The sequence below is a fragment of the Pseudoalteromonas sp. NZS127_1 genome (assembly GCF_015864295.1).
In the GTDB taxonomy this organism is placed as follows: domain Bacteria; phylum Pseudomonadota; class Gammaproteobacteria; order Enterobacterales; family Alteromonadaceae; genus Pseudoalteromonas; species Pseudoalteromonas arctica.
Map to the genome: position 1 here is coordinate 12,597 of NZ_JADYXO010000005.1, position 24,195 is coordinate 36,791.

The following is a 24,195-nucleotide window of genomic DNA, read 5'->3' on the forward strand; positions in this document are numbered from 1 at the left end:
CTTAAATCATAGATATAAAAACAGGAATCGCTTTTGCGAATATTAATGTTAAAAAAATAAAATAATATACCTTATTCGATTTATATATCACGTCAGCTAGGAAAACTTCAAACACAATATACACTAGCAATATTCTACCAGACAAAACAGCTATTGAAGAAAAAGCTATCACACAAGAAATCAATAACAGTGAATATAAAACTAGCTCCAACTCTTTTTTCGAAAAAAAGCCTTTATTGATATTAACTTTAATTATTAATTCCATTAAGAAAAACATTGAAATTACCGCATACAAAAAAGAAAAAAATGATTTGCTCTCCATATACTTTGAATTTAAGTAATAATCAAATCGCGTATATGGCAATAAGAACTCAACTAAAGGCGATATAGTAAAATAACTAACAACAATTACCACATAGAAAATCAACCTATATTTAACAAGTGGAACGATATACCTCTTCATAGTGCTATTTATTATAACTAAGCCTAACAAGACAAATGACCCGTAATGAACTAAGCATGACAAAATCAACCCAGTTTTTTTAAGGCGTCCTTCCAAATATCGAAAACAAGATATAAACAAAAAAACACTCAGAAAGTAACGAACTTGCGTCCCTATAGCTACAGACAAAAAGGTATAATTTATAATAAAAACCGTCAACTGAGGCAGGTTTCTAACATTAAAAAGAAATAATGAAGTTAATAAAACAAGTGTTACAATCCAAAAACTATCGAAATCTAAGTTGACAAAGTCTCTTAAAAAAGATTGAAAATATTCAAATCCAATATCATAAGTCCAACTAGCCCTTTCATAATTTGAAATATAATTATGTATATCTGGATTTTCCGCTTTATCATAATTAACAAATTCAAAACAAAAAAACAAAAAAACAAAAACAATTAAAATTAAAATCATTTTATTAAGGAAAAATAAGTGAATATTTTTTTTATATAGCGAATTCATAACCATCCTTACATGCTTCACTTATAATTCAATTATAAAATCACTTTACGCAACCGTCACATTTAATAAAAGCGCAAAGAAAGTAATTACTTTATAAACCGAGGCAAAAAATCATAAATGAGCTATATTTAACAAGTCAGAATTTAAAGTATTGTTATTGTACTTTGTCAAACAAATTTCTCTAGCTCGAGTTCGAATATCTATAATATCTTCTTTTGACAAGCTCTGAAAATTGAGTAAGCAATTCACTAATCCATTAATGTCGTGTTCGTTTACTAAAAAACCTGTAACCGAGTGTTTAATCAACTCTGGTATTCCAGAATGATACGTTGAAAGGGTAATTAAACCTTTCGCCATAGCTTCCATAAGAGCAACCGGAATACCTTCCATATCACCACTCGCAGCTTTTACGCTGGGCAATAGAAATACATCCGCATCATTGAGATACTGCTTTACAACACTTTGTGGTTGCTGCCCGAGGAGGCGAATATAACTACTGGCTTCTAATGATGCAATTAACCGTTTTGCCTGCAGATAAAGCTCGCCATCTCCGATAATTATAAATTCAATTTTTATTCTTTTGGAAGCAAGTACAACTGCGTTTATTGAATCTAGAATAGCTTTTTTATCCGTAAGCCGTCCAACTTGAATAACTTTTAATGCATGAGAAAAGGGAGTTGATGGATTCCTAAATTCAAAATCATTAACATCAATTCCCATGCGATGTACTAATATTTTTTTTTCATCACATCCCCAGTTTATTAATAGCTCTTTCCATAATTCGCTGATTGGTAACATTAGATCGCCTCTAATGAATAATTGTTTATACTGTGGGAGATACTTATTAATGACATTATAATCACTAACTTCATAGCCATGGAAAACTGTAGATATACGTCCTTCTAAAATCCCTAACTCACGCATTTTACACAGATAATAACCATTAACACCAAAATGGCAAATTACATTGTCATATATTAACTTTTCATTTTTGAGTAACTTCAATGCAGAAATAAGGTTCAATTTCTGTGTGACTGTAAGGTACTTATCAAAGAAAACATTAATTAAGAGTTTAAGTCGACCTGTAAAAACTAAAGTTATAGAATTTAGTAACGAAATGAAAACTTTATGAGTTTTATTTTTTTTTGAGCCAATACCAATACACCTTAATTTATCTAATAAAGAATATTCTAATACCGATGAATGCATTATTTTAGGAGATACAGTTTCATTACTAATAATATCAACTTTAGCACCTAACTTAATTAAACCAACAATTTGGTTAATAATAAAAGTTTCCGAAAGAACTGGGAAACTGTTTGAAAAAACGGCTATACGCATTAACGCCTCTATTTATTACGAAAATTGATTTTATTTATAAAGAAATACGGATTTGGAAGTGAAATAATATTATTTTGAAATTTATAACAAACTAGATAATAGAAAAATATAGAAAAAATAGAGACAGAAGTAATATATATAAAATCATTAAAATAAAATGAAACATTATATATAATACCCACCCCTAATAGGATAGATAGAAATGATAACCCAGAAAAAACTAGAATAGGATAAATATAAGCAGAATATTTAAACTTTATAAGTTTTTTAAAAAACACTAAATAAATTACATTTATTAATAAAAGCTGTAGTAATGCAAGCCCCCAAGCCAGTGTAAAGGCTCCATGAGGGGCAAGGACAATGCAAAGTAGTGAATATAATCCCAAAACAGAAAGGTTCCAATAAAAATCAATTTTCGTTTTTCCTAGACCTTGCGACATAGAACCAACTAAAGCACCACCTAAAGAACGAAACATCCAAAATAATGCTAATGGTATTATAAATAATGAAGTTTCAGCTTTATCTTTTCCATACATGGTGAGTACAACTTCCTCAGCAAGAAAACACAATAAAATATAAGGTGGAATTATTAGTGCCACAACATAAGTATGCGCCTTTTCCACAAGTAATCTCATTTTTTCCATATTTGATTGGGAAGCTGCTAGTAATGGCAAACTAATTTTTTGAACAATTGGTAAAATAAATGCAGATGGTTTTTGCACTAGCTGCTTAGCTAAGCTATAAGCACCTAAATGAGCACTTCCAATAAAAAAACCTAATAGTAATGTATCTAGATTCGCTCTTAATTGATTGATTAATTGAGTACCAATTTGATAAACACCATAATTCCAAGCAGATTTAGCATCTTTATATGAAAATAAAAATTTAGGCAACCAACATTTATCTGCATATAACCAGATAGTAGAGCACCTAATAACACTTGTAGCTAGCCCACCTAGAATAATCGAAGCTGCGCCGAAGTCAGAATACGCAGACAAAACGGCAACTGCCGTACCTATTGATTTTGAAACAATATCAAATTTAGCCAATTCATTCAGTCTGAAATCACAAACGTACCTTGCTTGCATCTGCGCTGAAAGCGATATAGGTATAAAAGATAAAGCAGATATAAGTATTAAGTTCGTTATTTCAGGCTTATCATATAAACTTGCAACTAAAGGGGATAGTAATATCAATAACATTAATAGCCCTCCCCCTGATAATAGACAAATCCAAAATACTGTAGAATTCAATTCTACAGTAATCTTTTGCCTATAAACCAAGTAATTTGCCATTCCAAGATCAGCTAACACTTGAGAGATATTAATAACTACCATCACAATAGCAACTAAACCAAAATCTGAAAGTGTTAAAAACCTTGTTAGGATTATGAGTTGTACTAACGATAAAGAAAAAACAACCACGCTCGATAAGGCTTGCCATTTTATAGTGTTTTTAATCATAAATTCTCAAATAGAGCTGTATACATTAAAGTTATACACAAATATTTAATTTAGATGAGGAGATCTTTTATATCCATTCTTGCAGGAGTAGGTGGTATATATTTGGGAAGACCTACGGCTAATATAGCAACAGGTTCTATGTAATCTTCAATATTTAATTTTTTACAAAACCTGTCATATGCCTCCTGATTAACTTTCCTAGATTCTATCAAGTCACGTCCAAAATGATTCCAACATGTCCCTAGACCAGACTCGTGAGCACCAGTAATCATCGTCATTATCGCTGCACCTGCATCTACAAAAAGTGCTGTCTCATAGTCCTTATTTGACAAAGAGCCATAGACTCTCCTGTCCATACCCACGAAAATAAGTAGAGGAGCACTAGTGCAATGCTCTTCTTTGAGCTTATCCAATAATAGCTTATCCTCATTATCAATAAGTATTTTAAATTTCCACGGCTGACGATTTCCTGAACAAGGCGCCCACCGAGCACTATCAATCATAGTGTGAGCTATCTCTAACCATTCAGTTCTTTGTAATTGTTCTTTACTCCAAACTCGCACGCTACGGCGAGTGCTAATTTGCTTTGAAAAAGAATCCAGATATGTAAAGTTATATTCTCTTGCATCTGAGCTATTCGGAGAAATAAAACCGTCATATAAATCCTCAAATGAAATACGAATTTTTTTCGCCCATAAAACAGTATTTTCTGTCGTAAATCTATTTCTTTTCTCAAATATGAGAAAAATACAATCTAATCTTTTGGCTTTCTCTAGATACATAGAATACTTAGCTTTAAAAATATTATTGTAAGTAGACTTCTCAATCCTGTGAGCTTCATGACGCATTAAAGATAGCAACTCATCATCACTTAAATTACTAAGAGGCATATATGGATAAAAAGATGAGTAAGTATAAGGTTTATCTGTAGGCAGTTTTTTTATTATACCAGCTTTAATTAATAATTTTTTTAGGATTTTTTTGACCGGATTCATAAACCCCCTCCCTTTGTAAAATATAAGTTTATAATCATGTGACTTTTTCACCTAAAGTGTTTAGTAAGCGGATCAAAATATTTATCATTCCAGTTAGGGACACTAAAATCGGTTTCTTTTAATACCAACTCGACCGCATCATTAACTTTATCTACAGAATCAGCAAAAGTTACAAACTTTACTTTTTCAAACCAATCAAATGCAGATGTTAACTTATGATCTACCGTTTTTAAAACAACAGTTGGTTTTTTACATAAGATAGAAAATATCAAACCATGAAACCTGTCCGTGACTATATATTCATATTGGGAAAACATTTTTAAAACTTCATCAAGTTTCTCTTTCCGTTGCTCGTTGTTTATATTTTCTGGGATCGTTGTATCAAATAGATCATAATTTAGGCTGCTATTTTTAAGTAATAAAGCCCTTTGTTCTTTTGATATTGCTGACTCATCGTCCTCTCTTAGACAAAATAACACTTTTCCATTTTTCGCCGTATTTTCTAGATCTAAATGGCTTATGTCATAAGATAAAACAAAATCAGGGGCTTGATTTGTTGAGCAGTTATGAAAATACTTATTTGCCAATTTGAAACTCTCGTTATCACGAGCTACAACCGTCAAATTTTTATGTTTGTTATAAATTCCCTTAGAAATATTGAGTTCTTTTTGACCTTTTTCAGTATTTCGGAAATTTATCGTCTGAGGGAGGCTTAATATTTGATTATTTGGAAAATTAATAATCATTTTCCTTCGTGATGTTTCAGACCATAAACCTCTGTCACCTAAATTACCACCACTATGTAAAACTATTAAATCCGATTTACAAACTTTCTTTTTAAAGTAAGAAACACAGTTTATAACTTCATCTTTATTTACTTCAATAATTGAATGATTAGGGTAATTACGTTTTAGCCACCTATAAATTGAAACTACTTGAGCTTGGTCACCTAAATTGCTTAATTCAGGCGTTGGTGTTATTGCATATATAATACGTGCCCCTTTGATATTGAACCTAGATTTTATCTCAGTAGACTTTAATTTCCACTTAATTATATTACTAATTTTTTTAAATACCTTAACGAATAAGTTTTTCATTTTTCTCTCTATTTCCACTAAAAACCACATAGATATCACATTTTTCTATGTATTAGTTATACCACTAAATTTATCTATATTTATAATTTCATTCAATAATGACTAAGATTAGATACCCTTATAGTGCCAATATTTAAGTAACTTTATTTCCCGTCAGATTTATACTCGTAATTATAATACCCATAGTACCCGTAGGCATTGCTTGCTTTTTTAACAACACCGTTAAATACCACACCTTTTACGTCAATACCATTCTGTTCAAAACGATTACGTGTTAGCTCTATTTCACGTAAGTGATTTTGCCCAAAACGTGCTACAAGTAAAGTAGTGCCCGAATGCGTGCTGACTATAGCGGGGTCGGTTACTGCCAATATAGGAGGAGTGTCGATAATTATAATGTCGTAAGCGGCGCTTACTTCTTCAACTAATTTGCTAAAGTTGCTATGCATTAATAGCTCAGAAGGGTTTGGCGGTATTTGTCCACGCGTAATAACACTTAAGCCTTCAACTTTGGTTGGTTTAGTAACTTGCTCTAGGTTTAAACGGCCTGATAGGTAATCACTTAATCCATCGTCCCACTTTAAGCCAAACTGTGTTTGTAAGTAGCCTTTACGCATATCGGCGTCAATAATAAGTACTTTTTTACCACTTTGCGCAAGCACGCTTGCTAAGTTAACCGATATAAACGACTTACCTACGCTTGGGCTTGGGCCCGAGATAGCAATAATGTTATTTTTAGCTTCCATCATCGCAAAGTGCAAACTGGTACGTAAACTACGTAGTGCCTCAATTGCTAGGTCAGCAGGATTATCGAGCGCTAATATGCTTTTAGGTTTATTCGTTTTATTTTTACGTGCTCGTTCTGCAAAGCCACTTAGTTTATCTTGATAATCTGAGTGCGGTACACTTGCGTATACAGGTAAGCCTAGCGCTTCAATTTCGCTTGGGTCTTCAACCCCTCTGTGCATTACTTTTTGGGCTAAGACTACAATCAGGGCTAATATCCCACCTAGCAATGTTGCCATTACCACTATTAATGCTTTTTTAGGTTTAACTGGTTTACTGGTATTTACCTCAGCGTAGTCAATAATGCGTACATTACCTACGGTGCCTGCGCGAACTATATCAAGTTCCTGTGTTTTGCTTAGTAACAATGTGTAAATTTGATTGCTTACCTCAACATCACGTTTTAAACGTAATAATGCTTGTTGAGTTTCAGGCAGATTACCTACCTCACCAACAAGCTCTTGTTTTTGGCTTTCAACCGCTTCTATTTGCTCAAGTATACCTTGGTATGTTGGGTGATTTTTTTTAAACTTACGACCAAGGTCTAATCGTTTTAGGTTAAGCTCTTGTAATTTAGTTTCAAGCTTTACAACCTGTTCAAGCACGCCTTGTGTTTCAAGCGTTATGTTTATTGACTGGCGTTTTATTTGGTAGTCGTTAAAGCGTTGCTCTGCGTATTCAAGCTGTTTTTTAATTTCTGGTAATTGTACTTCTAAAAACTCCAGCGACTTTTGTGCTTCAGCGCTGTTGCGCTCAACATTCCGGCGTACATAAATAGCTGCTACTTTATCAAGTACTTTTTCGGCGTAGCTTGGTTTAATGCTTTCTAGATTCAAGTTAATTATGCCAGAGTCTTTGCCTTTTTCGCTTGCACCAATTGCAGCTTGAAGGTCTAAAATAGTATTAAGGCGATCTTTACGGGTAATTGTAAACTCTGTACCAGGGCGTGCATTTAAAGTACGAATGGTTAAGTTAAATTTACCATTTGTAAGCTCCTTACCTACTTTACCCGATAATATTTGCTCGCCGTCGTCATTTAAAAGTGCAAGGCTGTTATTAGCTTGTGCTATCAAGGTAAACCCTTGATTAATTGCGAAACGTGGTACATCAAATCTAAATACATTTATGCTTTCACCGCCCCATGCGTAGCTGCTTGCGCCAAAACTTGGTTCAGCTAAGTCGCCACCTTCCATTGGGGTAAAAGTGCGGTAGGCTCGGCTACCTATAAACGGGAATAGTTTAGGCTCTGCTATAACATCAAGCTTTAGAGTGTCTACTGCCTCGCCTATTATGCTGCGCGATTTAAGTAACTCTATTTCGGTTACCGCAGCCGATGTACTTTCGAACATGCCTGCCATATCGTCAAAACCAGGAACTGATGCGCCGCCGTCTTCAACTTGTATCATGGCTGTTGCTTGGTAAACAGGGGTACTTAATACGGCATAAATAACAGCCACAAACATAAACAGTGCGGTTAAGGCTACTATAAAATATTTACGATCGAGCAATGCGCCTACTAGCGCCATTAAATCGATTTCTTGCGTTGGTTGTGTGTTATTAGTGCTTTTATTATTAGCGCTATTAGCGCTATTATTCGGCTGGGTATTCATTAAATTAGCCATTCCTTATAAATACTTTTGCCAAGCGCTACACGCGCTGTCGATTAATGTGTAAACGTGTTCAAAAGCCTCTTGGCTTTGGCGGTAAGGGTCTGGTATTTCAGCGTTATTAATCCATTTACCGAGTAAAAACGTTTTACCGCGCGCCTCTGGGTAGCGAGCATGTACGTCGTTTAAATGGCGTTCTTCCATTACGAGTATTACGCTGTTTTGCGCAACTAAGCTTGATGTAAGCTGCTGGCCTTGGTGAGCATCCATATTAACACCATGTGCGAGCGCTATTTGTTTTGCTTTTGCATCTGCTGGTTTGCCTTCAAGTGCTGTTAACCCAGCAGACGATACTTTAATATTTTTGCCTTCAAGCTTTTGCTTTAAAACATACTCACCTGTTGGGCTACGGCAAATATTGCCTGCACATACTACTAAAACTGAATCAAACATTTTTAAAAACCCTTAGTTTGCAGTTATATCGTCAACACTATCTACAGTAGCGATTGACGGTAACAGTAAGCTAATTACACGGTTCCAACGGGCAAGTGGTGCCGATGTTACATATACAATATCGCGCGGTTGTAGCTCAAACTGCTCAGCTAATACCATTGCCGCTATATTTTTAGCATGTAATTGGTATACGTTTGCAATAATACCGGTTTGCTCTAGGTCACTTTTACGCAGTACAAATACACCGTTAGCATCGGCTGTATTTTCGTTTAAGCCGCCTGAGTCGCTTAGCGCTTCGGCTAAGTTTAAACCATAACGGTTAAGCGTTACTGAACCTGCTTTTTTAACATCACCTAATACAAATATTTTTTGTGCATCGTTACGGTTTACGTGCACTATGTCGCCATGTTGCAGTAAACGGTTTTGCGAAATGTCGCCATGGGCATAAAAGTCATCAAGTTTTATAACTTCTGTTTTGTTGCCACGGGTAAATGTAACAGTGCGCCAATCGGCAGCATCAGTTAAGCCGCCAGCTTGGTTTAAGGCATCAATTAAGGTAAGTGGAATTTCGGTTACTGGGTATACACCAGGCTTGTTTACTTCACCGGTAACGTAGGTTTTTTGGCTTCTAAAGCCAACTACTTTTACATCTACTTGAGGGTCTTCTATTACTCGGCTTAGGCGTTTTACAAGCTCATTGCGTACTTGGCTTATTGTTTTACCTGCTGCGGGTATATTTGGTGCGTAAGCGTAAGTAATGGTGCCGTCTCGTTGTACTCTAAAGCCGTCAAACTCTGCGGTACGTTGTACTGCTGCTGGTATTGTTAGCTCTGGGTGATCCCATACACCTATGGTTAGTACGTCGCCAACACCTAGTTTGTATTCGTAGTTACTTACGTTTAAACCATCGGTGCTTGAAATTGGTTTAGCTGCTATACGCGCTTGATTTTGTTTATTTATTAGTAGCGAGTCAATTATTTGAATGTTTACTTTTTCGAGATCTTGTTCGAGGTTTTGTGTTTGCTCGCCTGAGTCTATACCTTCAAAGTGGCTGCCTGGTACTATTGTACAGCCGGTCATGCTTAGTATTGCGAGTATTGATGCGAGTGATTTACAGCTTAACGCCATTGTAGAATCCCAAAATTATTTTAATATTGCACTTACTCACCAACCTTGGTGAGCACTTGTATTTTAGCCGACTAATTAAAGCATGTGCACTATTGTGAAGCAATAGTCTTTGCTTTGTAAAAGCTTTGTTACTAAGTTTTTAATTAGCACTGAAATTATATCAGTATTTTCATAAGGTCTTTATGAATAAATTTAATTGATAGCCGTTTTCAGTAAAACACTTAACGCATTCATCACCAATTGCACAAAGAGAAGCGAATGAGGAGTAAATGAGAAGCCATTTAAACAAGTATTCTATGGCTGTTTACTTCTCTAAAGCTCAGTGTGCTCTTAATCTCTTCGTAGATTAACCACTTAAAGCTTTATTGCACAAAGAGAAGCGAATGAGGAGTAAATGAGAAGCCATTTAAACAAGTACTTTATGGCTGTTTACTTCTCTAAAGCGCAGCGCCCTCTTAACCTCTTTGTGAATAAACTCTATTACGAGCTTTGCTCGTCACGCCAGCAAGCTGTGCGTCTACAAGTGAACTTAGCACGTAGGTTTAAGTGCTTTGGGCACGCTTCCGCCCTTAGGTCACAGTTCCTACTTACTGATATAAAGCTATTTTACGCGGCATAAAGCCGCTGCTACGTTTTTAGTTATTATTGTTTAATATCTTTATTATCTACACTTACTTCAATTTTTTGATTAAGTAAGTTAATTAGTAAAATACTGCGCAAGTCGCCATCGGGCTCTTTGTATATTGCTTGTATATTACTGAATGAATCGTTATTCACACTTACTACATCACCTGTTTCTGGTATTTTTGATTCTATAGTATGTGAACGTTCATTTTTTAGCTGGTCAATTATGTGCTTAGAAACCAACTGATAATTTGATCCATAAGAAACAAAACCGCCTATTCCACGGGTGTTTTTTACAGCGGAAAAATTACCATTTTTTGATTCAAGGCATACAAATAAATAATTAGGGAATAAAGCAGTGTGTTTGACGGTCCGACGACCTTTAACCAACCTTTCGGTAGTTAATTTGGGGTAAAACGCTTCAATCCCTTGATTTTGCAAGTTAGTTTTGGCTCGTTCTTCTTGCTTTTGTTTGCATACGACTAAATACCAACATTCCATAGTAGCCCTTAATACATAACTAAATTGCAAAAAATACAATTCCAAACTAAACAGCGGCGACATTATAGCCAACATAGAGTGCCTATGTAAATACGCCTTAGTGGTTAATAGCCACTCACTTTAATAAATATTGTTATTGAGTTTAAAGGGAGTAAAGGCTTTAACGCTAGTTTAGTACCTATAAAGCCATGTTTAGATTGGGCTAAACAAAAGTTTAGCCGCGAAAATTTATTAAAAACTTTAATTAATATTTTTTAAATAAATATATAAGTAAGAGCGCGAAGTAAATTCGCACCTACAAGTTGGTACATATTTGTAGGTGAGGTTTTATACCTCGCTTTTGGTAACGTTAGGTTGGCTGAGCGCAAAGTAAATTTGCACCTACAGATAATATGCTGAAGGTGAGGTTATTAATTTAGCTCAAGCGTTAGAACCTTGAATAATTATGGCTTTACTTCTACCTTAAAATTCAATGTAACAAATTGATGACAAGGAAGCACAATGCAAATACTTCACCACGGAGCGGTTAACGGCGTTACTGGTTCGTGTCACGAGCTGGTAGTTAATGAACAAACAAGTGTGCTTATTGATTGCGGATTATTTCAAGGAGAAGACTCTAAAGCCGACCTTTCAATTGAGTTTAGTATTACCCACGTTACAGCCCTTATTGTTACTCATTGCCATATTGACCATGTTGGCCGAATTCCTTACTTATTAGCAGCTGGTTTTAAAGGCCCTATTTTTACAAGTATTGCATCGGCCAGCTTATTACCTTTGGTAATTGAAGATGCTTTAAAAGTAGGTGTAATCCGCGACCCTAAAATTATAGCTGCCTGCTTAAGCTTATTAAATAAACGCATAGTTGCTGTTGATTATAAAACGTGGTTTGAACTACTTTGCAAAGGGCTCAATAAAGCTAAAGCGAGATTTCAGCGTGCTGGGCATATATTGGGTTCTGCTTACGTAGAAATAGATATTACAAATAACGATAACAAACATCGTGTTGTATTTTCGGGAGATTTAGGCGCGCCATACACCCCGCTACTCCCTTCACCTAAAGCGCCTTATAAAGCCGACACCCTAGTTATTGAATCAACCTACGGTGGTAAAAATCATCAAGGCCGAAAGGAGCGTACACAAACGTTAAAAAACATTATTGAACGCGCCGTAGCCGACAATGGCGTTGTTTTAGTACCTGCTTTTAGTATTGGCCGCACACAAGAACTGCTATATGAGCTTGAGCAACTCATACATAGCTCATCTAAAAAGTCTAAGTGGCGAGACATTCACGTAATACTCGACTCCCCTATGGCAGCCAATTTTACTGAGCAATACAAAAAGTTTAAGCACTTATGGGATAGCGAAGCCAAACGTAAAGTTGCAAATGGTAGACACCCGCTCGATTTTAAAAACCTAACTACAGTTGATTCACACAAAGAGCACATGGCTATTATTAATTATTTAAGTTCGCGGCAAACACCAGCCATAATATTAGCAGCAAGCGGTATGTGCACTGGTGGCCGAATAGTTAATTATCTTGAGCGATTTTTAAATGATAAAACCACCGATGTATTATTTGTAGGTTACCAAGGTAATAAAACTTTAGGCCGCGAGATCCAAAAATATGGCCCACGTAATGGGTATGTTTTTATAAATGATGCTCGTATTACTATAAACGCAAAAGTACATACAATTAGCGGGTACAGCGCCCATGCCGATCAAAACGGATTAATTAAGTTTGTTACGGGTATGCATAAAAAGCCAAGCCTGATAAAAATAGTGCATGGCGATGATGATGCAAAAAACGCGTTAGCCGCAAAGTACAAAGAGGTGTTAGGTAATGATGTTGAAGTTGAGATAGGTAGATCGTAGGCGTGAAGCTTGCTCACGCAATTTAATAAATGCGTAAAAGCTGCGCTTTTAGTGCGCCAGCAAGCAAGACGCCTACATGGGCACATACACAAAGGATAAAAATACACGTAGGCGTGAAGCTTGTTATCGCAATTTGATGAATACGTAAAAGCTGTGCTTTTAGCGCTTTTAGTGCGCCAGCAAGCAAGGCGCCTACATGGGCACATACACAAAGGATAAAAATACACGTAGGCGTGAAGCTTGTTATCGCAAATTAATTTATTCAAATGGACATTAATTATATGGCTAACACACATGAACGTTTAAAAGGACGCTGTACTTCGGTAAACGCTTATTACTCTATTACAATTTGTTGTGATTTTCGTAAGCCATTATTTGCTAACTTTTTATGTGCTCGGTTAATTGCGAGTGAACTCATTAAATTTTCAAGAAACAATTCACTTAATACTATCTGCTACGTAATCATGCCTGATCATATACATTGGATTTTACAGTTAAATAGTAGCCTTGACCTTTCAAACCTAGTTAGGAATTTTAAAAACATTACAACTTATAGACTTAATAAACATAGTGGTACACACGGAAAGATATGGCAATCAAATTACTATGACCACAAAATAAGAAATGATGAAGATTTAATAGGTCAAGCGAGGTATATAGTGGCAAACCCTTTACGTGCGGGCTTAGTGGATAACATAAGGAAATACCCATATTGGGATTGTGTTTACTTATAAAAGCGGTGGCTTTAAAGCGCCAGCAAGCAAGGCGCCTACATGACCACATACATCGAGGGTAAAAACCCACGTAGGCGTGAAGCTTGCTCACGCAATTTAATAAATACGTAAAACGGTACTTTTAGTGCGCCAGCAAGCAAGGCGCCTACATGATCACATACACCGAGGGTAAAAATCCACGTAGGCGTGAAGCTTGCTCACGCAATTTAATACATACGTAAAAGCTGCGCTTTTAGTGCGCCAGCAAGCAAGCCGCCTACATGGTCACCATACACCAAGGATAAAAATCCACGTAGGCGTGAAGCTTGCTCACGCAATTTAATAAATGCGTAAAAGCTGCGCTTTTAGTGCGCCAGCAAGCAAGGCGCCTACATGGTCACATACACCGAGGATAAAAATTCACGAAGGCGTGAAGCTTGCTCACGCAAATTAATAAATGCGTAAAAGCTGCGCTTTTAGTGCGCCAGCAAGCAAGGCGCCTACATGGTTACATACATCGAGGATAATAATCCACGTAGGCGTGAAGCTTGCTCACGCTATTTGATAAATACGTAAAAGCTGCGCTTTTAGTGCGCCAGTAAGCAAGGCGCCTACATGGTTACATACATCGAGGGTAAAAATCCACGTAGGCGTGAAGCTTGCTCTCGCAATTTAATACATACGTAAAAGCTGCGCTTTTAGTGCGCCAGCAAGCAAGGTGCCTACATGGTCACATACACCGAGGGTAAAAACCCACGTAGGTTTGTCATTTCCTACAAACATCAAACTATTGTAATCTATTAGCTTTAGGAGCCACTTACGTTTGGTAAAACTGTAACATTCGTTTGCTTATTAAATTTTTGCTTCCAATTCAAATCACAAATGCCATCAGTGGGTGAAAAAGCGGTAGGTGCGGTTAAAAATAACCTACGTATTTCTTGATGATCAGACTCGTCACATGCAATTTTAAGTTTATCTAAAAATGGATCGAGCTCAGACCAAGGCATTTTAACTTCTTGTGCACTTAGGATTCTTGGGTGGTCTGTTCCAATAACGTTATCTCCGATGAGTAGCTCTTCAAAGAGTTTTTCACCTGGGCGTAATCCTGTGCACTTAATTTCTATATCGCCATTTGGGCGTTTTGCATGTTTAACTTCAAGCCCTGATAAATGAACCATTTTGACAGCTAAATCTTTGATTTTAACAGGCTCTCCCATATCAAGTACAAACACGTCACTACCCACTCCCATTGCACCCGCTTGAATAACCAACTGGGCAGCTTCTGGTATTGTCATAAAGTAACGGGTTATATCTTGATGAGTAAGTGTTATTGGGCCGCCTGCTTTAATTTGCTTTCTAAACAACGGCACTACAGAACCTGACGATCCTAAAACATTACCAAATCGAACCATAGTAAAGCGTGTTGTGTCTTGGATTTCAGATAGCCCTTGCAGTACTAATTCAGCCATGCGCTTAGTTGTGCCCATTATATTTGTTGGGCGTACTGCTTTGTCAGTGGAAACCAATACAAACGTTTCTACATTTGTATAAATTGCAGCGGTTGCTACATTGTAGGTGCCATAAACATTGTTACGCACGCCTTCAACTACATTATGCTCAACTAAAGGTACATGTTTATATGCGGCAGCATGATAGACAGTTTGAATATTGAAGGTAGAAAATGTAGATTCAACAAGTTTTTTATTTTGAATTGAACCTAATATTGGTAGTACTTCTATATTTAAATTATTGGTATCACAGTACTCCGACAACTCTTTTTCTATAGCATATAAAGCAAACTCAGACAGCTCAAATAACACTATTTTAGTCGGGCTGTTCTTAATTATTTGCCTACAAAGCTCAGAACCTATAGAGCCGCCAGCACCGGTTACCATTACCGCTTTATTGGCTATATTTGCCGACATTAAATCTTGTCGTGGTTGGACTGAATCGCGGCCCAACAGATCTTCTATTTCAACATCTTTGATTTCATCAAGATTCGTTGTCCCTGCAACAATATCGGCCATGCCAGGAACTGTCATAACTTGTAGTTTAAACTTTTCTATTGCGTTAAGGACTTCTTTTCGACGACTTCGAGATGTACTTGGTAGTGCCAACAATATTTTATTTGCACATTTTTGCTTTGCAATTTCAGCAATTTGCGACGGTGCATGTACACAAATACCTTGGATTAACGATAAATGCTTTTTAGGGTCGTCGTCTATAAAAGCGACTGGTGAATATTCTGGCCCGTTTGCTAAGGCGGTGGCTAATTGACGACCAGCAGAACCAGCCCCATATATAATTACACCTTCTTTACGGCGCATAGTTATTTGACCAACTACAGCTCGTACCGCTAGCCTTGCACCACCAACAAATAAAATACAAAAGCTGGCATAAATAAACGGTACTGTTCTTGGTACTGGCGCACTTAGAAAGAAGGATAAAATAGTTAAATAAACAGTTGAAAGTAAAACACCGGCAATAATTGCCCACATCGCTTGGGTATTCATATAGCGCAATACAGCTCTATAAAGCCCAAGTTTTACAAAGCTAAATAAACTTAGCGGCAATACGGCTGATAATAAAATCCAAGTATGTGTGTTTTTTAAAACGGCTGTGCTGTCTAGTCTTAGTAAAAAAGCAAGCCAAAAAGCCACTATTATAAATACGCTATCGATGAGGAGAGAAATAATTCTTTTTTGAGGACGAGGCAAATTAACTAAAAATTTTAAAGGCACAATACATTTCCCTGAAGCTAGCAGTGATACTACTATTCTATTGATTACAATTTTACTACAAGATGAACAACTATTGAACTTAATAGTTAAAGACTATATGTAAATATTTATATAGTCTTTATGTATTTGGTTGTTTTTTGTAAGTAAACGTTATCGTTAGGTATATGTTTTTATTTTAAAGAAGCTAAAACAAGCACTTCGTTGATTATTTGAGCTGTTTTACCTATTTCGCTTTCAGTCAAAGTTGGATGCACTAAAAACATAATTGACGTTTCTCCTAACTGTACGGCATTAGGTAAGCGTTTTTTAGGTCTCCATGGGGTATCATCAAATGCTTTTTCAAGATAAACCTCTGAACAACTGCCTTGAAAACACGGTACACCACGTTCCACAATTTCGTTTACTATACGATCTCGATTCCAATCATTAGCCAAATATTCGGGGTTTATAAACATGTAATGTTTATATTGAGCATGTTCGATGTGTTTTGGTACGTTAACTAATCTTACGCAATCAAAGCTATCTGCGGCATTATCGAGCAATGCACCATAAGCTTGACGTTTTGCGGTCCATTTAGCCATACGCTTTAGCTGAATACGCCCTATAGCAGCTTGCATTTCGGTCATACGCCAATTTGTGCCAAAACTTTCATGCAGCCACCTAAAACCTGGTGGGTGCTCTCTATTATAAATAGCATCAAAGCTTTTACCATGATCTTTATAGCTCCACATGGCTGACCATAGCTCTTTTGAGTTAGTTGTTACCATTCCGCCTTCGCCACCAGTAGTCATTACTTTATCTTGGCAAAAACTCCATGCACCTATGTGACCAATACTTCCAACAGAACGACCTTTATATTTAGCACCATGGGCTTGTGCACAGTCTTCAATTACATAAAATCCATGTTCTTTACTGAGCGCCATTATTTCATCCATTTCAGCTGGCATACCCGCTAAATGAACAACAATAACTGCTTTAGTTTTTGGCGTTAATACTGCTTTTATAGATTCGGCGGTTATAGCTTGGCTATTTAGATCAACATCCGCAAATACAGGGGCCGCACCAGATGTAACAATACTTGAAGCAGATGCTAAAAAAGTACGCGGAGTAGTTATTACTTCATCACCAGCGCCTATATTTAATGCTTTTAAAGCAAGATCAAGTGCTAATGTGCCATTACCTAGCGCTATGGCATATTCACTATCAGCCCAGCTTGCAAATTCTTTTTCAAATTCACGGCCTTCAGTGCCGGTCCAATAATTTACTTTGTTGGATAAAATAACGCGGCTAACTGCATCGGCTTCTTCTTGTGTAAAGCTAGGCCATGGGGAAAATGGGGTATTTAACATGCAATTCCTATAAAATTTAAAAAAGGCTTAACTATTATCTGAAACTTTAGTGCAAGGAGAGCCATAAGCAATTACACCAGATGGTATATCTTTGACAACTAAACTACCTGCACCAATTAATGTATTGTCGCCAATATTAATAAGTTGTTTTACTTTACTTCCAATACCTACCCAGCTACTTCGTCCGACGCAAACTCCGCCAGCTAATGCTGTACCTGGACAAATATGCGTAAAGTCATCTATTTTGCAATCATGCTCAATTATAGCTGAAGTATTAATTATACATCCACGGCCTATTACTGCAAAAGCGTTAATAACAGCATTAGCAGCTATGACAGACCCTAAATCTATTTGAGCATATTTACTTATAACCGCCGTTGGATGTATTAAGGCTGGAAGTGTATAGCCATTTTTGGCTAACGTTTTTATTTTTACTTCTCGAGTATTATTGTGACCTATAGCAACAGCAACATTTATGTTGGTGCTAGGTATATTAAGTAAATCTGAAAATGTACCTATAACAGGCCAATGCTCTATGTTTTTTTTATTAGGATAGGCATCGTCATAAAAGCTAACACTAAAACCTAGTTGCTCTGCAATATCAGCTATTACTTTACCGTGGCCACTAGCCCCTAAAATAGCCAACGTTTTTACAGCTGGCTTAGTCATTGTTAGAGCCTTTAAAAGGCTCAATAGTTACGTGCCCATCAGCACTGATGCCCTCTCTTATAAAAACTTTTTTTACCGTTAACAGTAATATTTTCATATCGAGGAGGAAGCTTTGATTTTCTACATACCATACATCAAGCTTAAACTTTTCATCCCAGCCAATTGCATTACGCCCGTTAACTTGTGCCCAACCTGTTATACCTGGTCTTACATTGTGGCGTTTAGCTTGTTCTGAGTTATACAGCGGTAAATATTGTACTAATAGTGGCCGAGGCCCAACTAAGCTCATATCGCCTTTAAGAACATTAAACAAACCTGGTAGCTCGTCTAAACTAGTTGAGCGTAAAAAAGCGCCAAACTTAGTCATTCTTTCGTTATCTGGAAGCAAGTTACCGTGCTTATCTTTGGCATCGAGCATGCTTCTAAACTTCATCATTTTAAATACTTTACCGTGTAAACCAGGGCGGTTTTGCGTAAATAAAATAGGTGAACCTAATTTAGTACGGATTAATATCGCTACAATAACAATAATGGGTAACAACATAGCAAAGGCACTCAGTGCCACTATAAAATCAAATAAACGTTTCATGGTTTAACCAACTGTAAATAAAAGTTTTCTAGCTTTTTTAGATAAGTATTTCTTTCGAATCTTTCTACAATTCTTGTTCTTGCATTACAAGACATCAAACTAAGTGAAGATGCAGTGGCATTAGTAGCATTTTGCATTGCTTTAGCTAAACTATCTTCATTTTTAGGTTTCACTAACCACCCATTAAAATTAGGAGTTATTATCTCATTACAACCATTAATATCTGTTGCTATAACAGGTAATGACATAGCACCGGCTTGTAAAACAACATTAGGAAACCCTTCTCGATAACTCGAAAGAACCACTACATCGCTGGCTATTAATGCTGGGCGTATATCTGGATGAAACCCTAACATATGAATTCTAGGATGGTTTTCAATTATAGTCATAATATCAGGCTGTATAGGTGCTGTATGATCAATATCACCAACCAGTAGTAAGTGATTTTTTTCTGTTTGCAATATAAAAGCATTAACTAGCTCTTTTATTCCTTTATCTATATTTAAGCGCCCTACAAATGTAAAAATAAAATGCTCAGTGGGAATAGATAATTCACTTTTTAGGTTAGTACTAATACCATCGTTATTTTTGTTAAAATACCCAACATCAATGCCTGCTATGTTGCCATTACCAATTAAGTTTAGCTGTTTGGATGTAATTTTATAACTTAATAGATCGCGTTTAACACCTTCTCCCTCTGGTACTATATGAGTAGCTGATTTACAAATAAGCCTATCTATAAAAATTAATAAGCTTTTTTTAAAACCCGTTTGAGTAGGGAAAATAAGACCCGTAAACGTATGTATTTTAATTGGTACAAAACATAGTCTTGCAGCTAGCATGGCGATCAATCCAGCTTTTGGGGTATACGAATGTACTATATCTGGTTTGTGAATTAGAAATAATTTGATCATAAAAAATAGTGAAATAATATCTCTAAATACATTTATACCTCGGCTCATTAGCACTGGATATACTGAAACACCTTCATTTTTAGCTACTCGCTCTAAAGCCGGTGCAGGAGAGCTTACAATAGATACATCAAATGTATTATTTAAAAATTTAGGCTGATTTTTTAAAATAGTGTCTAGAGTTTCAGGTACAGTCGTGACTATAAATAATGTCTTTTTGTTCATAAGGCTTAAGAGTTCCAGATCTCATTATATTTACTTACCATGGTTTCTATCTTGAAGTTATTTTCTATTCGCTCTCGCGCTTTAAGCTGCCTTGCTTCCCATGCATCTTTTGAATGGGCTTTCATATTTATAGCTTCAACTATTTTACTTGCTAAATCTTGAGAATTTTGCGGTTTAGCCACCCATCCAGTATCACCAACAATATGTGCAGCATCACCTACATCTGTGGTAACGCATGGAGTACCACACGCCATAGCCTCATTTAATACATTCGGGAACGCTTCACTCGAACTTGACAGAAGGTGTATATCAAGCCCATTCATTACTTTTGGTATATCACTTCTTTTTCCTGCTAAAATAACATTATCGAGTACGTTATTTTGTTGTAACCATCCCATTAGTTGCTGGTTACTGTCACACATATCTAGACCAACTAATAAACATGAAAAATTAATTTTCTGCTGCTTTACTAAACCTAAAGCTTTTATTAAATTTTCGTGATCTTTAAACGGATGGAAACGACTTACCATGCCTATAAAAACAGTGTTATTTGAAATACTAAACTCTTTTTTAATTTGTTCTTTAGCATTATTATCGGCTTTAAAATCGTTAAGGTCATAACCATTGTAAACCACGTTAAGTTTTGCTTCACAATAGCCAATCCCTTTATTAGCTTCTGCAGCTTTATCAGCACAACAAATAATTTTTTTAGGAATGATGTAACTTAAATAGCCACATAATTTCGCAACCAGTATGGTGGACTTTTTAGCAGCACCTGGTGTTAAATTAGACTGATGCAATCCCCATGTTATATTTTTTATACCCGCACAACGAGCCACTAGGCCACCAAGAAGGTCTGCATGATACATCCATGTTTGTACTGCATCAGGCTTAATGCTTTTAATCAGTTTATATAGCTTTAATAGGCCCCTGAATGTAAAGCGTCCTAATGGCATATCCAATGAATACGCAGTAACACCTTGTTGCTGCAATAACGGACCATATTTAGACAAGCCCATTAATGAAATAACTGTATGGCTATTTTTTGAATCGGTTGTGCATAAGCGATATAAAACAGCTTCAGCACCACCGTCAGCTAACCCTGTAATAATGTGTAATACTTTCAATTAAAATACCTTTAAACGATAATTAGCTAACAAACCAACCGAAACCTTCAAGCCTAAAGTGTAAACTCCAAACTAGGAAAAAATATAAACAGAAAACTAATTGAAAAATACGTTTATATTTTACTTTAAAACGAAGTGAAGCTAACAACACTAGCAATACAACACTTTCAAATATCCTTGCTGTAACAGGTAATAAAAAATAAGTTGAAAGGTACAGAATTAGAAAGAATATAATTTGCGTGTTATATCTTAAAAAGACTTTGCCTTGCATAACAAATAACATGAAAACAAAGCTCCAATAAATAAAGCCTAGGCCACTTGCGCTTTGCGAAGCCCCATTACTATATTCTTCACCCTGCCTTGCGCCAATAAACTGCGCTAAGTAAAGTCCCATAGCTCCAACAACAACTCCAACAAATACGTACAATATACTTCTGATACCGTGTGAAAGTTTTAAGTGCATTAAGAAATTAACACCCAAAATACCTAGCAAAATTATAATGAATGATGAATGTATGAGTGCAGCACAGATATAAAAAAAATACTTTACTTTATTTGAAGCGCTAAACCACCCAATTAAAAAGATTGCTACCCCAAAACCTTGTCGTAAATGAATTAAATTGTTTTTTAGCACCAAAGGTAGTAATAAAAATAGCATTACCATATAAAAATACTTTTTATTGGTATTTTTTAATACCAAGTAAAACGTAGAGAATGTAGAAAAAGCAATTATTATTCTCACGATATTTTCAGGAGAAATAAAAAACGAAAGTAATGAGTTAATAACCAACCACAAAGGCTCGTTAACCAATAGCGGCAACACCCCAGATGAAAAGTTTTTTACTAATAAGATTGGTGAGCTTTCTGGGTATAATAAATAGTTTTCTCTATCAACCAACCCATCTATAGGTAATGCAGTTAAAAATATACAAAAAAATAATGCTATAAAAAAACTTAGTAGCTTATGTGATTTAGGGTTAATCCTAAAAGAGCGATCATAAAAATTGTATTTTTTGATATTAGTACTCATTTAACAAAGCTTCCCAACTTTGGATTATATTTTTAATTTTATATATCTCTGATGACTTTAAAACATCATCGCCATTAAAAGGAGACTTAAGAGCTTTGTCTAAATAATCCTGTAGGCTATTTATATTTTGATACTCAACCAGGTAGCCGTTCTTACCTTGTTCTATTATTTCGCTTGGACCACTTTTACAATTAAATGCAACGACAGGTGTGCCTAGGGAAATAGATTCAACTAAAGTATTGGGGAAACCTTCGTACAAAGAGGTTAGTAATGTTAACTTAGCATGCAAGTAATAAGGTATTACGCTTTGCTGAAAGCCTTCAAAATCGACTTTTTCACTCAAATTAAAGTCTGATACAAGTTGCTTTAACTTCTGCTCCAAACTTCCTTGACCAACTATTTTAAGCCTTAAACTAGGATGATTTTTTGATAAGACAGAAAAAGCCTGAATTGCAAAATGAAATGCTTTTTGATCTTCGAGTCTGCCCACACATAAAATATAATCGCCTTTAAACACTTCGCTTGGTTTTATATTAACAGCTTCATTTTCGACTGTTGTATTTACAGGGTTATATATAACACTTGTTTTATTTTTTAATTTTGGGAACACTGATAATAAATCAGTTCTCATGCCTTCACACTGATTAACAATATGGTCAGATCTTTTGTAAATTTTCATGAGTAAGAAAGAAAATACAGAAGTACGAAAACTCCTTTTAACACTTTTTGAATTTTCAGAAAGTGAGTTTATATTCCTACTTATAATTTTTACATTAACTCTCATGAAAAGCTTAATAAGTAACAATATAAGGCTAAGTTCATAATTAAAAACAACTACTTTAGTTGGTTTATGTGTTTTTAAATAATTATATATAGGCAAAATAGAACTACGGGCATTTGGTAAATCTAATACAACTAAATTTACTTTTTTACTTAATCGAGTGCGATAAGCAGCATCTTTCAATGTAAGTATTACAAGCGTTACATCCCAACCTGCTTCAGCTAAACCACTTGCGACAGTAACACACACCCCCTCAGCACCACCGCCTGCGAGTGAACTGATAAAAAGCGTTATTTTCTTTTCAAAGCATTTTTTTATCAAAGCATTACATCCTTGGATCTTGCTGCCATAAATCACCTAACCACTTATCGTAAGCATATGAGTTAAAGCCTGCATCGCCCGATTCATGAGCAAAAGTAAGCTCACCAAAATATATTTTTCCATCTACATTATAAAAATCAACACGGGCATAGCTAAAATCTTTAGCTAAATTTTTAGCAAGCTCTAGCATAGTATCAAAGTTTTTTGGCCTTTCTATTTTGGTAATAATTGACGGGTATATACTCGTTATAGGAATCCAGTTTAGTTTCTCATCAAAAAAAGAACGATGATGTGCTTCATCCCTGTCAAAATCGATATGTAAAATAGTTTTCATATCACCATTAGACTGCTTAAAAACATGAAACTTGTAGTCTCTTAAACTTGACTCTCCAAGGTGAGGTAGTAACCTTTTTTCAACTAATATTGAAGGAGGAATATCGCTATACCATGGCTCATTCTTGAGTTTTCCATAATCAACTTTTAACTGCTTATTTACATCATCACAAGCGTATTTAATTTTTTCATCACTACAAGATTCTGTTAATAAATAAACGGGTCCAGAGTTATGATTTGCTTTGAGTAATACATCACCATTTTCATGGATAATATTTTTTAACGTATCATAAGTAATAATTTTACCAGAATAGTAAGTTTCGATTACAATTTCAGCTAGCCCTTTTTCAGTAATCCACGTTTTAACGGCAAGCTTATCTGAACATATAGAAAACAGCGGGTTAGAAGGGTTACTCTTTCTGATATGAACTTTCTCATTAAATGTTGTTGGGTTTAAAGCTGTTAAAAAATACCCATTTCTTCTATAAAAACTTAAGTAAAACCAACACCTACGTAATAAATTTGAATTACTATAAAGATTACTTCTGATTTTTCTAATTATACTCATACTAAAA

At 35.6% G+C, this 24,195-nt stretch carries 20 protein-coding genes; 2 read left to right on the forward strand and 18 right to left on the reverse strand.

The features are described 5' to 3' along the window. Window position 1: 1 nt before the first annotated feature. The 9 genes from I6F50_RS06490 to rfaH form a co-directional block, all read right to left on the reverse strand. Window positions 2-964: an EpsG family protein gene (locus tag I6F50_RS06490; protein ID WP_197175686.1), complete on the reverse strand. Its 963-nt coding sequence runs from the start codon at window positions 962-964 to the stop codon at window positions 2-4. Between the two features lie 111 nt (window positions 965-1,075). After that, on the reverse strand, window positions 1,076-2,305 hold the full coding sequence (locus tag I6F50_RS06495) for a glycosyltransferase (protein WP_197175687.1): 1,230 nt from the start codon (window positions 2,303-2,305) through the stop codon (window positions 1,076-1,078). A gap of 8 nt (window positions 2,306-2,313) precedes the next feature. Next, window positions 2,314-3,768, reverse strand: coding sequence for an oligosaccharide flippase family protein (locus tag I6F50_RS06500; protein ID WP_197175688.1), 1,455 nt, complete (start codon window positions 3,766-3,768; stop codon window positions 2,314-2,316). Window positions 3,769-3,818: 50 nt separating this feature from the next. Next, entirely contained in the window at window positions 3,819-4,763 is a 945-nt protein-coding gene (locus tag I6F50_RS06505; protein ID WP_197175690.1) for a nitroreductase family protein, read from the reverse strand. Window positions 4,764-4,810: 47 nt separating this feature from the next. Beyond that, complete coding sequence (locus I6F50_RS06510; protein WP_197175694.1) at window positions 4,811-5,860, reverse strand: polysaccharide pyruvyl transferase family protein; 1,050 nt, start codon at window positions 5,858-5,860, stop codon at window positions 4,811-4,813. A gap of 143 nt (window positions 5,861-6,003) precedes the next feature. After that, complete coding sequence (locus tag I6F50_RS06515) at window positions 6,004-8,256, reverse strand: polysaccharide biosynthesis tyrosine autokinase (RefSeq protein ID WP_197175704.1); 2,253 nt, start codon at window positions 8,254-8,256, stop codon at window positions 6,004-6,006. Between the two features lie 15 nt (window positions 8,257-8,271). Then, window positions 8,272-8,706, reverse strand: coding sequence for a low molecular weight protein-tyrosine-phosphatase (locus I6F50_RS06520; RefSeq protein ID WP_007582278.1), 435 nt, complete (start codon window positions 8,704-8,706; stop codon window positions 8,272-8,274). A gap of 12 nt (window positions 8,707-8,718) precedes the next feature. Continuing rightward, the gene (locus I6F50_RS06525) at window positions 8,719-9,834 is read right to left on the reverse strand and encodes a polysaccharide export protein (RefSeq protein ID WP_197175706.1); all 1,116 of its coding nucleotides are present in this window, start codon (window positions 9,832-9,834) and stop codon (window positions 8,719-8,721) included. Window positions 9,835-10,476: 642 nt separating this feature from the next. Next, window positions 10,477-10,959 (reverse strand): transcription/translation regulatory transformer protein RfaH, encoded by a 483-nt coding sequence (gene rfaH / locus I6F50_RS06530; RefSeq protein ID WP_197175708.1) that lies wholly within the window; start codon window positions 10,957-10,959, stop codon window positions 10,477-10,479. A 501-nt stretch (window positions 10,960-11,460) separates the two neighbouring features. On the opposite strand from rfaH, the gene I6F50_RS06535 reads away from it, so the two are divergent. Continuing rightward, window positions 11,461-12,831 (forward strand): MBL fold metallo-hydrolase RNA specificity domain-containing protein, encoded by a 1,371-nt coding sequence (locus I6F50_RS06535; protein ID WP_197175710.1) that lies wholly within the window; start codon window positions 11,461-11,463, stop codon window positions 12,829-12,831. Window positions 12,832-13,112: 281 nt separating this feature from the next. Continuing rightward, window positions 13,113-13,565, forward strand: a complete 453-nt coding sequence (locus tag I6F50_RS06540) for a transposase (RefSeq protein ID WP_197175712.1) — start codon at window positions 13,113-13,115, stop codon at window positions 13,563-13,565. Window positions 13,566-14,350: 785 nt separating this feature from the next. Here the strand turns inward: I6F50_RS06540 and I6F50_RS06545 are convergent. The 9 genes from I6F50_RS06545 to I6F50_RS06585 form a co-directional block, all read right to left on the reverse strand. Beyond that, entirely contained in the window at window positions 14,351-16,285 is a 1,935-nt protein-coding gene (locus I6F50_RS06545; RefSeq protein WP_197175713.1) for a polysaccharide biosynthesis protein, read from the reverse strand. A gap of 170 nt (window positions 16,286-16,455) precedes the next feature. Next, the gene (locus I6F50_RS06550; RefSeq protein WP_197175714.1) at window positions 16,456-17,634 is read right to left on the reverse strand and encodes a DegT/DnrJ/EryC1/StrS aminotransferase family protein; all 1,179 of its coding nucleotides are present in this window, start codon (window positions 17,632-17,634) and stop codon (window positions 16,456-16,458) included. A 27-nt stretch (window positions 17,635-17,661) separates the two neighbouring features. Beyond that, complete coding sequence (locus I6F50_RS06555; protein WP_197175715.1) at window positions 17,662-18,303, reverse strand: acetyltransferase; 642 nt, start codon at window positions 18,301-18,303, stop codon at window positions 17,662-17,664. Then, on the reverse strand, window positions 18,296-18,892 hold the full coding sequence (locus tag I6F50_RS06560) for a sugar transferase (protein WP_024593736.1): 597 nt from the start codon (window positions 18,890-18,892) through the stop codon (window positions 18,296-18,298). The genes I6F50_RS06555 and I6F50_RS06560 overlap by 8 nt, the downstream gene beginning before the upstream one ends. Beyond that, window positions 18,889-20,028: a glycosyltransferase family 4 protein gene (locus tag I6F50_RS06565; protein WP_024593737.1), complete on the reverse strand. Its 1,140-nt coding sequence runs from the start codon at window positions 20,026-20,028 to the stop codon at window positions 18,889-18,891. The genes I6F50_RS06560 and I6F50_RS06565 overlap by 4 nt, the downstream gene beginning before the upstream one ends. A gap of 5 nt (window positions 20,029-20,033) precedes the next feature. Continuing rightward, window positions 20,034-21,155: a glycosyltransferase gene (locus tag I6F50_RS06570; protein WP_197175716.1), complete on the reverse strand. Its 1,122-nt coding sequence runs from the start codon at window positions 21,153-21,155 to the stop codon at window positions 20,034-20,036. 22 nt (window positions 21,156-21,177) lie between these two features. Further along, window positions 21,178-22,185, reverse strand: coding sequence for an EpsG family protein (locus tag I6F50_RS06575; protein ID WP_197175717.1), 1,008 nt, complete (start codon window positions 22,183-22,185; stop codon window positions 21,178-21,180). Beyond that, window positions 22,175-23,287: a glycosyltransferase gene (locus I6F50_RS06580; protein ID WP_029751298.1), complete on the reverse strand. Its 1,113-nt coding sequence runs from the start codon at window positions 23,285-23,287 to the stop codon at window positions 22,175-22,177. The genes I6F50_RS06575 and I6F50_RS06580 overlap by 11 nt, the downstream gene beginning before the upstream one ends. Before the next feature lie 4 nt (window positions 23,288-23,291). Continuing rightward, the gene (locus I6F50_RS06585; RefSeq protein ID WP_024593741.1) at window positions 23,292-24,188 is read right to left on the reverse strand and encodes an ATP-grasp fold amidoligase family protein; all 897 of its coding nucleotides are present in this window, start codon (window positions 24,186-24,188) and stop codon (window positions 23,292-23,294) included. Window positions 24,189-24,195: the final 7 nt, after the last annotated feature.

Bases quoted from the DNA above. Each gene is read 5' to 3' on its own strand.
- I6F50_RS06490 (WP_197175686.1), bottom strand. From the start codon at position 964: ATGAATTCGCTATATAAAAAAAATATTCACTTATTTTTCCTTAATAAA.
- I6F50_RS06495 (WP_197175687.1), bottom strand. From the start codon at position 2,305: ATGCGTATAGCCGTTTTTTCAAACAGTTTCCCAGTTCTTTCGGAAACT.
- I6F50_RS06500 (WP_197175688.1), bottom strand. From the start codon at position 3,768: ATGATTAAAAACACTATAAAATGGCAAGCCTTATCGAGCGTGGTTGTT.
- I6F50_RS06505 (WP_197175690.1), bottom strand. From the start codon at position 4,763: ATGAATCCGGTCAAAAAAATCCTAAAAAAATTATTAATTAAAGCTGGT.
- I6F50_RS06510 (WP_197175694.1), bottom strand. From the start codon at position 5,860: ATGAAAAACTTATTCGTTAAGGTATTTAAAAAAATTAGTAATATAATT.
- I6F50_RS06515 (WP_197175704.1), bottom strand. From the start codon at position 8,256: ATGAATACCCAGCCGAATAATAGCGCTAATAGCGCTAATAATAAAAGC.
- I6F50_RS06520 (WP_007582278.1), bottom strand. From the start codon at position 8,706: ATGTTTGATTCAGTTTTAGTAGTATGTGCAGGCAATATTTGCCGTAGC.
- I6F50_RS06525 (WP_197175706.1), bottom strand. From the start codon at position 9,834: ATGGCGTTAAGCTGTAAATCACTCGCATCAATACTCGCAATACTAAGC.
- rfaH (WP_197175708.1), bottom strand. From the start codon at position 10,959: ATGGAATGTTGGTATTTAGTCGTATGCAAACAAAAGCAAGAAGAACGA.
- I6F50_RS06535 (WP_197175710.1), top strand. From the start codon at position 11,461: ATGCAAATACTTCACCACGGAGCGGTTAACGGCGTTACTGGTTCGTGT.
- I6F50_RS06540 (WP_197175712.1), top strand. From the start codon at position 13,113: ATGGCTAACACACATGAACGTTTAAAAGGACGCTGTACTTCGGTAAAC.
- I6F50_RS06550 (WP_197175714.1), bottom strand. From the start codon at position 17,634: ATGTTAAATACCCCATTTTCCCCATGGCCTAGCTTTACACAAGAAGAA.
- I6F50_RS06555 (WP_197175715.1), bottom strand. From the start codon at position 18,303: ATGACTAAGCCAGCTGTAAAAACGTTGGCTATTTTAGGGGCTAGTGGC.
- I6F50_RS06560 (WP_024593736.1), bottom strand. From the start codon at position 18,892: ATGAAACGTTTATTTGATTTTATAGTGGCACTGAGTGCCTTTGCTATG.
- I6F50_RS06565 (WP_024593737.1), bottom strand. From the start codon at position 20,028: ATGAACAAAAAGACATTATTTATAGTCACGACTGTACCTGAAACTCTA.
- I6F50_RS06575 (WP_197175717.1), bottom strand. From the start codon at position 22,185: ATGAGTACTAATATCAAAAAATACAATTTTTATGATCGCTCTTTTAGG.
- I6F50_RS06585 (WP_024593741.1), bottom strand. From the start codon at position 24,188: ATGAGTATAATTAGAAAAATCAGAAGTAATCTTTATAGTAATTCAAAT.